13 protein-coding genes are annotated in these 12,873 nt (G+C 58.2%); 9 read left to right on the top strand and 4 right to left on the bottom strand.

Going from position 1 to position 12,873, the window contains the following annotated elements; all coding sequences use genetic code 11:
* Position 1: 1 nt before the first annotated feature.
* The 3 genes from LA304_RS09605 to ccmI are packed head-to-tail and all read right to left on the bottom strand — an operon-like array spanning position 2 to position 1,951.
* Positions 2-247, bottom strand: a complete 246-nt coding sequence (locus LA304_RS09605) for a DUF1289 domain-containing protein (RefSeq protein ID WP_224502922.1) — start codon at positions 245-247, stop codon at positions 2-4.
* A 1-nt stretch (position 248) separates the two neighbouring features.
* The gene (ruvX, locus tag LA304_RS09610) at positions 249-713 is read right to left on the bottom strand and encodes a Holliday junction resolvase RuvX (protein WP_224503091.1); all 465 of its coding nucleotides are present in this window, start codon (positions 711-713) and stop codon (positions 249-251) included.
* Between the two features lie 5 nt (positions 714-718).
* Complete coding sequence (gene ccmI, locus LA304_RS09615) at positions 719-1,951, bottom strand: c-type cytochrome biogenesis protein CcmI (RefSeq protein WP_224502923.1); 1,233 nt, start codon at positions 1,949-1,951, stop codon at positions 719-721.
* A gap of 300 nt (positions 1,952-2,251) precedes the next feature.
* Here ccmI and LA304_RS09620 point away from each other — a divergent pair, with 300 nt between their 5' ends.
* From LA304_RS09620 to rarD, 5 genes are all read left to right on the top strand, one after another.
* On the top strand, positions 2,252-2,416 hold the full coding sequence (locus LA304_RS09620; protein WP_224502924.1) for a hypothetical protein: 165 nt from the start codon (positions 2,252-2,254) through the stop codon (positions 2,414-2,416).
* A 124-nt stretch (positions 2,417-2,540) separates the two neighbouring features.
* Complete coding sequence (locus LA304_RS09625) at positions 2,541-3,140, top strand: superoxide dismutase (protein WP_224502925.1); 600 nt, start codon at positions 2,541-2,543, stop codon at positions 3,138-3,140.
* A gap of 92 nt (positions 3,141-3,232) precedes the next feature.
* Entirely contained in the window at positions 3,233-4,033 is an 801-nt protein-coding gene (locus tag LA304_RS09630) for a metallophosphoesterase (protein ID WP_224502926.1), read from the top strand.
* A gap of 59 nt (positions 4,034-4,092) precedes the next feature.
* Positions 4,093-5,190 carry an amidohydrolase gene (locus tag LA304_RS09635; RefSeq protein WP_224502927.1) on the top strand — a complete coding sequence of 366 codons (1,098 nt, stop codon included), beginning with the start codon at positions 4,093-4,095 and terminating at the stop codon, positions 5,188-5,190.
* A gap of 59 nt (positions 5,191-5,249) precedes the next feature.
* Positions 5,250-6,176: an EamA family transporter RarD gene (rarD, locus tag LA304_RS09640; RefSeq protein WP_224502928.1), complete on the top strand. Its 927-nt coding sequence runs from the start codon at positions 5,250-5,252 to the stop codon at positions 6,174-6,176.
* Here rarD and LA304_RS09645 read toward each other — a convergent pair.
* The gene (locus LA304_RS09645) at positions 6,137-6,715 is read right to left on the bottom strand and encodes an LOG family protein (RefSeq protein WP_224502929.1); all 579 of its coding nucleotides are present in this window, start codon (positions 6,713-6,715) and stop codon (positions 6,137-6,139) included. The genes rarD and LA304_RS09645 overlap by 40 nt on opposite strands.
* Before the next feature lie 245 nt (positions 6,716-6,960).
* Here LA304_RS09645 and LA304_RS09650 point away from each other — a divergent pair, with 245 nt between their 5' ends.
* From LA304_RS09650 to LA304_RS09665, 4 genes are all read left to right on the top strand, one after another.
* Positions 6,961-8,190, top strand: coding sequence for a LysM peptidoglycan-binding domain-containing protein (locus LA304_RS09650; RefSeq protein ID WP_224502930.1), 1,230 nt, complete (start codon positions 6,961-6,963; stop codon positions 8,188-8,190).
* A 105-nt stretch (positions 8,191-8,295) separates the two neighbouring features.
* Positions 8,296-10,113, top strand: a complete 1,818-nt coding sequence (locus LA304_RS09655; RefSeq protein ID WP_224502931.1) for an ABCB family ABC transporter ATP-binding protein/permease — start codon at positions 8,296-8,298, stop codon at positions 10,111-10,113.
* 66 nt (positions 10,114-10,179) lie between these two features.
* A complete protein-coding gene (locus LA304_RS09660) occupies positions 10,180-11,583 on the top strand; it encodes a cryptochrome/photolyase family protein (protein ID WP_224502932.1) in 1,404 nt (467 codons plus the stop codon).
* Positions 11,584-11,626: 43 nt separating this feature from the next.
* Positions 11,627-12,871, top strand: a complete 1,245-nt coding sequence (locus LA304_RS09665; RefSeq protein ID WP_224502933.1) for an SAM-dependent methyltransferase — start codon at positions 11,627-11,629, stop codon at positions 12,869-12,871.
* Positions 12,872-12,873 lie beyond the last annotated feature (2 nt).

Consider the following 12,873-nt stretch of genomic DNA (forward strand, 5'->3'; position numbering starts at 1 on the left):
CTCAGGCTTCGCGTGTCGCCCGTTTGAGACGGGCTGCACGCCCGCCGCGACGTCCCGTCGGGGCAGGGGCGCGGTTTGGCAAGTCGGCCATAATCGTGCGGCGCTGATCTGGGGTCATGCGGGACCAGTCTCCGATTTCCTCAATCGACCGCGCACAGCCCAAGCAGAGGCGTGTCTCCGGATGGATTTGACACACCTTCGTGCAGGGGCTTTCGATTTCATTCCGTTTCCAGATGTCGTCGGTCATCTCAAAGGTTCCTCAGACGATCAAGCGCCCCCTGAAGAATAACACCAGCTGCGACCTGATCAATTTTCTCGGACCGTTTGGCGCGGGACATGTCGGCCTCAAGCATCGCACGGTCGGCCATGACGGAGGAAAGTCGCTCGTCCCAGAAGGTGATTGGAAGCTCGGTGAGTTGACCGAGGTTGCGCGCGAAGGCACGGGTTTTCTGACAGCGTGGTCCCTCGGAGCCATCCATATTGCGCGGCAGTCCGAGGACGATCCCGCCCACTTCGCGCTGCGTCAGAAGCGCCAAAAGCTTTTCCGCATCCACGCCGAATTTCTTGCGCCGGATCGTGTCCGTCGGTGAGGCGACAGAGCGCAGGCGGTCGGAGATTGCGATCCCGATCGTCTTGTCCCCGAAGTCGAGACCCGCGAGCGGCGCCATCGGCGGGAGGGTCGCCACGAATTCGGACAGATCGTCTGTGATCAGCGCGCTCACTCGATCAACCCCGCACGTTGTGCGCCGTCTTTGACGATGGCGAGGGCTTCAGGCGTTGGGCCGAAGATGACCTGCGCCTCGTTCCAGATGTCTTTTGCACGCTGGGTTTCGCCGAGCATGGCGAGCGACGAAATCAGTCGGCTCCATTCTTCGGGCGATCCGCCTTCGTTCGCGAGGCGGGCGGAAAGGCCGTCAACCATGCCACGGATCATCTCCATCCGCTCTTCCGGCGTCATATCGGCTGCGTTTTCGATGTCGGCTGCGGTCGGGCCTGCGAGCGGCGAGGTGGACAGCGGCGGGAGCGTATAGCGGATGCCGGCGGCCTGAGCGACCATTTCAATCTGGGCACGGATCGGCGGCACCCACGGATCGGTCGGCTCGGACCCTGCCAGAAGCGGCTGCCAGAGTTTAAAGGTCATGTCGGGGCGACCTGTCTGGGCGAACATCAGGCCGGAATAGTAGATTGAGGTCGCATTGTTCGGATCACGGCGCAGAGCATTGGTAAGCGCCTGCTCGGCCTCCGGCGACACATAGCCGTTCGCGGCCATGATCATCAGATCGGCATATTCGGCGTAATCACTCGCGGTTGCTGCGTCCCCTTTGATCCGAAGAACATCGGCTTGCGCCTCATAGGCGGCTTTGAAGTTCCCGAGACCGGCCTCGTTCCGGACCAAAAGAACGTGTCCTTGAAGGTCGTCTGGGCGGGTTTCAAGGGCCTTTCTGAGTTCCAACAGGAGATTGTTGAGCCGCTCGTCCGGTGCCTCCAGCGACGGTGTGGCAGGAATTTGCGCTTCCATTTCGGCTTGCGTCGGACGTGTCGCACGGTTTTCCGCGGCAAGCTCGATCCGGCGCTGGAGCGGCAGGTCCTGATACATCGGGAGGCCAAGCTCACTATAGAGCCAAACACCTCCGCCCAAGAGAACCACGACAAGCGCTCCTGCGGCCCAGATCGGCGTGCGCTTGCGCTGAGCGTGTCCACCCGCGCGGGCTTTGTCGGCCTCCAAGAGGCGGCGAGAAATCTCAAGTCGCGTGCGTTTCGCGTCCTCCGCCGACAGCACACCTCGGGCCTCATCCCGATCCACCTCGGACAGTTGGTCTTTATAGAGTTTGACCTCGATATCCGCGCGGCTTTCGTCCGTTCCGCTCAATCCGCGTGCACGTCGCATTGCCACGGCAAGCGGTGCGAGAGACAGAAGCGCGAGGGCGATCGCAATGATCCAGAATGTCATATCGGCATCCATGAAAGTGACGTGTGAAGGACAGCTTTAACGACACGGGGGCCGCCGTGGAACCCCCAATGACGGAGGTGTGACCGAATGGCACGAGCGACTTTCGTCTGCGCGCGAAGCCCTTTTGCTCTGCGGGGCAATGCGCGGCTGTAAAAAGAAACATCTATTTCACAAGTTTTTCGAATTTTCCCGATTTTTGATGGAACTTTCACCCCCGCGCCGCGCGTTGTTTCCCCAAAGCACTTGGAAAATCAGGTGCGCGCATTGAGGCGTGACTGCAAAACGAGAAGGAGAAGACACATGACTGGCCCTAAAAACGAAGGGTCCGGCAACGTCGTGCTTGGCGTCGTTGTTGGTGCTCTGATTGTGATTGTTGCAGGGTTTTCGGCATACGCACTGGCGGGTGGCGACATCCCGGGTTTGACGGACGAGCCGGAAATCCAGATCGATCTGCCGGGCAATTAAGGTGCGAACACCCCCTGTTCGGGAATTTTGGAATGATTCCAAAGTTTCGCACTTGACCCCGGGCGACCATAGGCTCAGGTATAACCCGACAGAAACGCACAACTTCTGAAAAATGGAGGCCCCAATGGCTTTTGAACTTCCCGATCTTCCCTACGCCCACGATGCTCTTGCCGATCTTGGCATGTCCAAAGAGACCCTCGAGTATCACCATGACCTGCACCACAACGCCTATGTGACGACCGGCAACACGCTGATCGCGGGCACCGAGTGGGAAGGCAAATCGGTCGAAGAGATCATCAAAGGCACCTATGATGCTGGCGCTGTCGCTCAGTCCGGCATCTTCAACAACGCGTCCCAGCACTGGAACCACACCCAATTCTGGGAAATGATGGGTCCGGGCGAGAAGAAAATGCCGGGCGAGCTCGAGAAAGCTCTCGTTGAGTCCTTCGGCTCCGTTGACGAGTTCAAGAAACAGTTTGCTGCTGCTGGCGCTGGTCAGTTCGGTTCCGGCTGGGCGTGGCTCGTGAAAGACACCGACGGCGGCCTCAAAGTGACCAAGACTGAGAACGGCGTGAACCCGCTCTGCTTCGGCCAGACCGCGCTTCTCGGCTGTGACGTTTGGGAACACTCCTACTACATCGACTTCCGCAACAAACGTCCGGTTTACCTGTCGAACTTCCTCGACAAACTGGTCAACTGGGAAAACGTTGCGTCCCGCATGTAAGGACCTCTGTTTTGGGATATGTTATCCTTATCGGGCTAGGGGGTATCCTCCTGGCCCTTTTTTATGGGTTTTGGATTGAACCCGCATGGCGCTTGCGCATCAAACGCTACCGTGTCGAACACCCAGCGTGGGGTGCGCGCGACCCACTGCGCATTGTCATCATCTCCGATTTGCACGCCGGTGCGCCACAGATCCCACTTCGCCGTGTTCGCCGGATTGCAGCGAAGGCCAATCGACTCAATCCTGATCTCGCTGTCCTCCTCGGGGACTTCAGTGCAGCGCATCGGTGGACCTGGGGTGGCACCGGGAAGTTCGAGATCATCGACGCCCTGAAACATTTTTCGGGTCGACACGGGACTTTCGCGGTTTTGGGCAATCATGATTGGTGGCAAGATTTCGACGCCGCGAAAGAGCGCGCGCCCTGCGAAGCACAGACTGCGCTCGCACATCACAGAATTCCATTGTTGGACAATGAGGCGACACTCCTGCGCCATGACGGTGGAGATGTTTGGTTGGTGGGCCTTGCCGACCAACGGCCGTTCGATGCCGGTCCCGAGGGTGAGGGATTCGACGATCTTGATGCCGCGATGGAACTCGTGACATCGGAGGCGCCCGCTATTGTGTTGGCTCACGAGCCCGACCTGTTTCCCAATGTGCCGGAGCAATGTATTCTTACCTTGTCGGGGCATACTCATGGCGGTCAAATCCGGATTGGCAACCGCTCACCGATCATCATGGCCTCTGAGAATGAAACCTACTCCTACGGTCGCTACGATGCGGACGGAAGAATCCTGATCATTTCTGGTGGGATCGGCTGTTCCGAAGTTCCGGTTCGTGTGAATATGCCGCCTGAGATTACTGTCGTAACACTTTGTGACGTAGAGGGAAAATGACGTTAGATCCCGTTTCAAATGCGTGGGCTGTTAGTGCTGATACACTGGAAGAGGCCGTCATGCTTCGACATGAACTTCACCGCTTTCCCGAAGTGTCCGGTGCAGAAGTCGAGACGGCCAAACGCATCGCAACGCGGATGAGGTTGTTTGGCGCTCATGTGGTTGAGGGGCTCGGAGGGACGGGCGTTGCGGCGGTGTTTGGGCGCGGTGATAGAACTCTGATGATCCGTGCGGAGCTTGATGCCTTACCGATCCTTGAGGATATCGGGCCGGAATATCGTTCGCAGAATGAAGGGGTGGGGCATCTGTGCGGGCATGACGGTCATATGGCGACGCTCTATGCGGTCGCCACGGCGCTCTCGAAACGCGCGCCGGACTGTCGTGTCGTGCTCCTGTTCCAACCGGCTGAAGAGACGGGCGCGGGGGCGCGGGCGGTGATGGCCGATCCAAAGTTCGAAGCGCTCAAGCCTGATCTGGCGATTTCGCTCCACAACCTGCCAAAACTGCCGCTCGGGGCGGTGGCGTTGCAGGAGGGGCCCGTGGCCTGCGCGTCACGGGGACTACATGTGCGCCTGACCGGACAGACATCTCACGCGGCGCGGCCCGAAAATGGCAGATCCCCGGGATTGGCTCTCTCGGAGCTTATTCCAGCGCTGGGTGCGCTCTCGCGGGACGTGCCGACAGACGATCCGACATTTCGTCTTTGCACAGTGACGCATGCGCGCTTGGGGGTGCCGTCCTTCGGCATCAGCCCCGGGGAGGCGGAACTGCAAGTGACGCTGCGCACGCTCCTCAATTCGGAAATGTCCGCGCTAGAGGCCGAAGCCCGCGCGTTGATCGAGACCTCCGCAGTGGGTTTTGAGCCGGAGATCACGATCCATGATGCGTTCAGTCATTCGGTGAACGCGCCCGAGGCCACCGCACTGCTTGAGCAAGCAACTCAGGGATTGCCCCGTGTCGAGGGCGCTCTCCCAATGCGTCCCTCAGAAGATTTCGGTCTCTTTGGCACAGAAATTCCCGCCGCCATGCTTTTTCTCGGCGCAGGAGAAGACCTGCCGGAGATTCACAACTCTGACTACGATTTTCCGGACGCCCTTATTCCCATCGGCGCAGAGATATTCCTCCGTGCGATAGCTCAGTTCAGTGCGCAGTCCTGAGACTACCTGTGCGATTTCTTCGCTTGCCAATTTGCTTATGAACAGCGCTTTCTAGAACGATGACTGAAACACAGAAGGGCTTCATCGCCCTCTTCATTGCGCAAAGCTCTTGGGGTCTTGCGCCGTTCTATTACAAAGCCGCTGCACATGTGCCGGCTTTCGAAATTCTTGCGCACCGCACGCTGTGGACCTTTCTCCTCTTCGGGGGATGGATTCTTTTTCAGGGCCGATCAGGAGAACTGAAGTGGCTTTTGAGTGGACGGAACCTGCGTCAGTTGATCCCGACGGCTTGTCTCGTTTCGGTCAACTGGGGGCTGTTCATTTACGCAGTCCAGTCGGGTCATACGCTTGATGCGTCTCTGGGGTATTACATTTTACCTCTGGTCTCGACGGCGATCGGGATCATCGTGTTTCGCGAGCGATTGAGGCTCCTTCAATATGTAGCACTCGCGATCGCGACCCTTGCCGTCGCAATTCTGGGTGTGGGTCTTGGTGCTCTTCCCTGGATTCCGCTCGCGATGGCCATGAGCTTTTCGATCTATAGTGCGTTGAAGAAAACGCTTGATGCGGGGCCCGTGATCTCTGTCACCGCAGAGGTTGCTGTCCTGACACCGATTGCGCTCCTTTACCTTTTGGGCGTGGAGATTTGGGGATGGGGCACACTCGAGGGGCAGCCTGGCGGCGTGTTCGGGCGCACTTTTTTAGACAGCGTTCTGTTGATCTCCTCAGGGCTTGTGACCGGTGTTCCGTTGATCTTTTTCGCAGCAGCAGCGCGGCGCTTGCCTCTATCCATCGTTGGAATGGGGCAATACTGGAACTCGTCGATCCAATTCGCGCTGGCCGTGTTTGTGTTTGTGGAACCGTTCACTCGATGGCATGCGATTGCGATGCCGATGATCTGGCTCGCGTTGGTGCTGTATTCAGTGGAGGTGTTCCGGCAGGACCGTCAGTCGCGCAGGGTCGCCAATTCAGTGGCGAGTTCCTGAACGCTTTTGACCGTGCGATACAACTGCCCCGAAGATTTCGGCGCAAATCCCTGATCGATGATGTGCGTCATCAAATCTTCAAGCGGTTTCCAGTAGTCATCAATCGAAAGCAGGTAGATCGGTTTGTCGTGCAGGCCGATCTGACGCCATGTGAGGACTTCGAAAAATTCGTCGAGCGATCCAGCGCCGCCCGGGAGGACGACGATGGCATCGGAGTTCATAAACATCACCTTTTTGCGCTCGTGCATGTTCTCTGTGATGATGAAGCGGGTGAGGTCGCGCTTGCCGACTTCTTTCGGGAGAAGGTGCGTCGGGATGACCCCGAAGGTTTCAGCGCCCTTGGCCTGTGCCGCACGGGCGACGGCACCCATGAGCCCCACATCTCCGGCGCCGTATACAAGGCGATAGCGTTTGTGTGCGAGCATTTCCCCGACGGCCGTCGCGGTTTCCTCATAGGCCGGATTGATACCCGTGCGAGAGCCGCAAAAGACGCATACGGAAAGGGCAGAAACGGGGGAAGTCGTGGAAGCGTCGGTCATATGTAACTCTCGAAAAAGGAAGTCTTTGACCCTTGTTAGACCCCTTGCTAGGTTGCCTCAAGCCTCGATCCGGTTCGCGTAGATAAACCTGCGGGCAGGGCACGATTGGCAGGCACTTTTGGGGATGGACGAGACATATGAAGAAGTCGACTGGGATCAATATCCCTAAGACCGTTGGGATTGCTGTGGTGGTTGTGATTGGAATCATAACCGCATTTTTTTGGCCTAAACCCGAAGACGAGGTGATGGCCACAGCGCCCGCCGAGGTAACAGAGGCAACAGAGGTCGCGACCGAGTCTGATGAAACGGCTGTTGCGGACACTGAGGCGGCGCCTGCTGAAGAAACAGCGGCCGCAGTGGCTACGCCGGAGGCAGAGACCGAGGTTGCAGAGACAGGTACTCCGGCGGAAAACGCTCAGGAAGATGTCGCCACCGAGACCGCGATGGCAGAGGTTGAGTCTGTAGCCGCTTCTGACGCGACACCAGCCCCGAGTTTCGATCTCGTTCGGATTCCTCCGGAAGGCGTGACGACAGTCGCCGGACGTGCAGCACCCGGTGCGAATGTTCGTGTTCTCGTGGACGGCGAAACGATCGCGGAAACCAACGCCAACGTGATGGGAGAGTTCGTTATGCTGTTCGATCTCCCGTCCGATCCGGTTCCGCGCGAAATGCAGCTTGAGACCGAGATTGACGGCGAAACTCAGGTGAGCGAGCAGACGGTGATTATTGCAGCCGTTGATCCGGCCTTGATGCCGGAGGAGACTGATACTGCAGAGGCGTCTAGTGATGCCGACGTCGCGATGGCCCTTGAGGGTGAAGTGTCCGAAGAGGTCGAGGCTGCACCGGCGCCGACGGTTCTCATGGCGGATGACGAGGGGCTGAAAGTCCTGCAACAGGACGGCACATCGCCGACCCAGCTGAGAATTGACGCCGTGACCTACGATCCAGAGGGCGGTGTGTTTGTATCTGGGCGCGCTGCACCGGAAACGACGCTTCGCTTCTATCTCGATGACGCGTTTTTGGGTGAGACCGAAGTGGCTGTGTCGGGGCAGTGGCGCGAGGAACTCGTGGATATTGCGGCTGGCCGCTATCTGCTCCGCGTTGATCAGGTCGATGAAGACGGCACTGTGATTACGCGCGCCGAGATTCCATTCCAGCGCGAAGAAATTGCTGATCTTGTGGCGATTGCCGAAGGTGAGGATGCATCAGAGGCCTCGTCAGAGGATGAGGTCGCAGAGATGCCGGAGACCGCTACGACCGAGACGGCGGAGGCGGAAACCTCTGAGGCGCCCGATCAGAAACCGCAAAAGCGCATTGCCTCTGTGACTGTGCAGCCGGGCAACACGCTTTGGGGAATTGCGTCGGCGAACTACGGCGACGGCAACCTCTATGTGCGTGTGTTCAATGCCAACCGGGACCAGATCCGCAATCCTGACCTGATCTATCCGGGCCAGATTTTCCAACTTCCGGAATAACACTATAACGGACCCCTGTGCGCATTTGTCCTGCGGGGGTCCGCCTTGCACCTTCGGGGTGTTTCAGCGACTGTGTGCCACCTTTAGCGACCGAGAGGCAGCCCTATGCGCGGCAGAGTATCAGTGACCACCACCGAAAAGCCGAAAAACGGGATGCGAGTGATCCGCAGGGTCATTCCGTATTTCTGGCCAAAGGATGATGCCTCCGTTCGCGTCCGTGTGGTGATTGCCCTGATCGTTCTGGCCCTGTCGAAGGCGATGCTCGCCTCCGCGCCGCTGGTCTACGGCTGGGCGGTGGATGCGCTCTCCGACGCTCCAACAGCACCGACCTTCATGCTCGCAATCGGGTCTCTCGGTCTCGTCGTGGCCTACGGGATCGCGCGGATTTCGGCGAGCGGGTTCCAGCAGCTACGCAACGTGGTCTTTGCGCCCGTATCGAACGCCGCGCTGCGGGCGCTCGCGCTTGAGACCTTCAACCACATTCATGCGCTGTCGATGCGCTATCATATCACGCGCAAAACGGGCGGGCTGAGCCGGATCATGGAACGCGGGGTGAAGGGTGTTTCGTTCCTTCTCGAGTTCCTCGTGTTCTCCATCGGGCCGCTGTTTCTCGAACTCGCGATTGTTCTGATCATCGTCGGTTCGAAACTCGGGTGGCCCTATCTCGTCGTCCTTCTGGCGACCTTTGTGTCCTACATCGTCTTCACGCTCAAAGTGACCGAATGGCGCGTGAAAATCCGTAAGGAGATGAACGATCTCGACACGGATGCGAACCAGAAAGCCGTGGACAGCCTTCTTAACTTTGAGACAGTGAAATACTTCGTCGCCGAAAAGCGCGAAGCGGCGCGCTATGACAAGGCGATGGAGGGGTATGAGAAAGCGTCAGTGAAAACAGAGACTTCTCTCGCGTTCCTCAACTTTGGTCAGACGGTGATCATCACGCTCGGGCTTGTGGGCTCCATGCTTCTCGCGGCTTGGGGCGTTGAGAATGGCACGGTGACGGTCGGTGAGTTTGTGATGGTCAACGCCTTTATGATCCAGATCACGATGCCGCTCAATTTCCTCGGGTCGATGTATCGCAACATCCGTCAGGCGCTTGTTGATATGGAAGAGATGTTTGACCTCCTGCACCAACCTGCCGAAATCACAGATAAGCCGAACGCGCCGGACCTGAACGTGACGGAGGGTGAAGTCGCGCTCCAAGCGCTCGAGTTCGCCTATGATCCGTCCCGCCCGATCCTCAAAGGGATCGATCTGACGGTGCCAGCAGGCAAGACGCTCGCCATCGTCGGGCATTCCGGTTCCGGCAAATCGACCATCGGGCGGCTGTTGTTCCGGTTTTACGATGTGACGGGCGGGAGCCTCAAAATCGACGGTCAGGACATTCGCGGTGTGACGCAGGAAAGCCTGCACAAATCCATCGGCGTCGTGCCGCAGGATACCGTCCTCTTCAACGACACCATCCGCTACAACATCGGCTACGGCCGAGATGGCGCGACCTATGACGAGATTGTCGCCGCCGCGAAGAAAGCCCGCATCCACGACTTTATCGAGGGGCTGCCGGACGGCTACGAGACACAGGTTGGCGAACGTGGTCTGAAGCTCTCGGGCGGTGAAAAGCAGCGCGTCGGTATTGCGCGGACCCTTCTTAAAGACCCGCCGATCCTTCTGCTTGATGAGGCGACATCTGCCCTTGATACTCAGACCGAGCGCAACATCCTCGGCGCGCTCAAGATCGCGGGTGAGGGGCGGACGGTGATCACCATCGCGCACCGCCTGTCCACGATTGCGGACTCCGATGAGATTGTCGTACTTGAGAAAGGCGAGATTGTTGAACGCGGGACGCATGAAGAGCTGCTGTCGCGGCGTGCAAAATACGCCGCCATGTGGGCTGCGCAGGCCGAGGATCGCGACGCGGCCTAGTGAGGCGATTTTCTTTGATCTGATTGCGCGTCACGTGCGTAGATGTTGAAAAGACAAGGAAAAGACATGACCGCAATCTGGTGGATCCGCCGCGATTTTCGTCTCTCTGACAATCCCGCCCTCGTGAAGGCGTCGGAATGCGGGGACGTTATTCCGGTCTTTATTCGGGACAGTTCCGTCGATGATCTTGGGGCCGCACCGAAATGGCGAATGGGGCTGGGTCTCGAGCATTTGGCAGAGCGGATCGAAGCCCTCGGAGGGCGGATTGTTTTCCGCTCTGGGGATGCTCGTGAGGTGCTCAAGGAACTGGTCGAAGAGACGGGCGCGGAGCATGTGTTTTGGAACCGTCTCTACGACAAGGACGCGATCGAGAGGGACACAAACGTCAAATCTGCGCTCAAAGACGCAGGTGTCGAGGCGCAGTCCTGCAATTCCCATCTTTTGTTTGAGCCGTGGACGGTCGAGACGAAGCAGGGCGGGTATTACAAAGTCTACTCCCCATTCTGGCGCGCGGTGAAGGATACGGGTGTTTCGACGCCTCTGAAAAAACCTGATCTTTCGTGGCCGGATGCATGGCCTGAAAGTGAAACCCTCTCGGATTGGTCACTTGACATGGCGATGCGGCGTGGTGCGGAGGTGGTCCGGGAACATTGCCACATCGGCGAAGAGGCCGCCTCCGGTCGCCTGTCCGCCTTCATCCAACATCACGCCGACGACTACAAAGCCCGCCGAGATTTTCCGTCGGAACCTGTGTGTTCCGGGCTTTCGGAAAACCTCACCTACGGAGAGATTTCGCCGCGCGTGATCTGGCACGCTGGCTATCGCGCCATGGAAGAGGGTGCAAAGGGGGCGGAGCATTTCCTCAAGGAACTTGTCTGGCGGGAGTTTGCCTATCATCTGCTGTATCACGAACCGGACCTGCCGACAGAGAACCACCGCGAGGGCTGGGATGCGTTTCCGTGGAGTGAAAACGAGGACCGTTCCGATGTTGTGGCGTGGAAACAGGGGCGCACGGGGGTGAAATTCGTCGATGCGGCGATGCGGGAGATGTATGTCACCGGCACAATGCACAACCGTGCACGCATGATTGTGGCCTCCTATCTCACCAAACACCTGCTCACCCATTGGCGCGTCGGCTTGGCGTGGTTTGAGGACTGTCTGATCGACTGGGACCCTGCGTCCAACGCGATGGGGTGGCAGTGGGTTGCGGGCTGCGGACCCGATGCCGCACCGTATTTCCGGATTTTCAATCCTGATGGGCAGGCGGAAAAGTTCGATGAGGATGGAACCTATCTGCGGCGTTGGATCGCGGAGGGTGAGGTCAAGCCGACGAAGACGGCCTTGTCCTATTTCGATGCTGTGCCGAAATCGTGGGCGCTTTCCCCCGATGACGCCTACCCGAAGCCGGTTATGGGTTTGAAAGAAGGGCGAGAACGGGCTCTCGCGGCCTATGAAACTCAAAAGGGGTGACTGAGATCATTTTTGCGCTAACCTGTGATCAAAGGGGTGAGCCATGAGTGAAATTCAGCACGCGACCGCACATGCGGACATTCACACAAGCACCGAAGGCCAGGACAACCTGCCGCGGTATTTCTCCAATGTTTTTGCCGTTGCATCCGAGATGGCGCGCGGGCGGCTCGATTTCGTGTTGCCGGACGGTCGGGTGTTTCGGGCCGTTGGCAAGGAGCCGGGACCTGTCGCGGAACTTCATATCCAATCGCAAGATGTCTTCGCGCGCCTGATCCGCGAGGGCGATCTGGGGTTCTGTGAAGATTATCTGGACGGGGGCTGGACCACGCCGGACCTTCAGGCGTTCATGGATCTGCTGCACGCGGGCAACGATGATCTTTATGACGGGTTTCCGGGCATGGCCTTTGTTCGGGCCTATGAGCGGATGCGCCATTGGCTCAATTCGAACACGAAGAAACAGGCCAAAAAGAACATCTCGCATCACTACGATCTCGGTAATGATTTCTATGGTCTCTGGCTCGATGACACGATGACCTATTCCTCGGCGCTGTTCGAGACGGGGCAAGAGAGCCTCGAGGCCGCGCAAATTGCCAAATACAAGTCCATGGTTGATCAGATGGGCGTCAAAGAGGGCGATCATGTCCTCGAAATCGGCTGTGGCTGGGGTGGGTTCGCGGAATACGCGGCGGGTGAACGGGGGCTAAAGGTCACTGGGCTCACGATCTCCGAGGAGCAGTTCAAATATGCCTCCGAGCGGATGGAGCGTGCGGGGCTGTCGGATCGCGTTGAGCTAAAGCTACAGGATTACCGCGATGAAAAGGCGTCCTACGACGGGATCGCGTCTATCGAGATGTTCGAAGCTGTCGGCGAGAAATACTGGCCTGTCTATTTCGGGAAGGTGAGAGACTGTCTGAAACCCGGCGGCCACGCGACGCTTCAGATCATCACGCTTCAGGATGCGCGGTTTGAGACTTACCGGAAATCTGTTGATTTCATTCAGAAATACATTTTTCCGGGAGGTATGTTGCCAAGTCCGACAGCGCTCAAACAACAGATCGACGCAGCGGGTCTCCAATTCGTTCAAAGCCGCGAGTTTGGCGAAAGCTATAGCATGACCCTGCGGCGCTGGTATGAGACCTTTAACGATAAATGGGATGCAGTTGCGTCACACGGGTTCGATGATCGGTTCCGCAAAATGTGGAATTTCTACCTCACCTCTTGCGCAGCGACCTTCCACGGTGGAAACTGCGACGTAACACAAATTACAATGCAAAATCCGAGCAGTTAATC

Source organism: Celeribacter litoreus (assembly GCF_020165855.1).
In the GTDB taxonomy this organism is placed as follows: domain Bacteria; phylum Pseudomonadota; class Alphaproteobacteria; order Rhodobacterales; family Rhodobacteraceae; genus Celeribacter; species Celeribacter litoreus.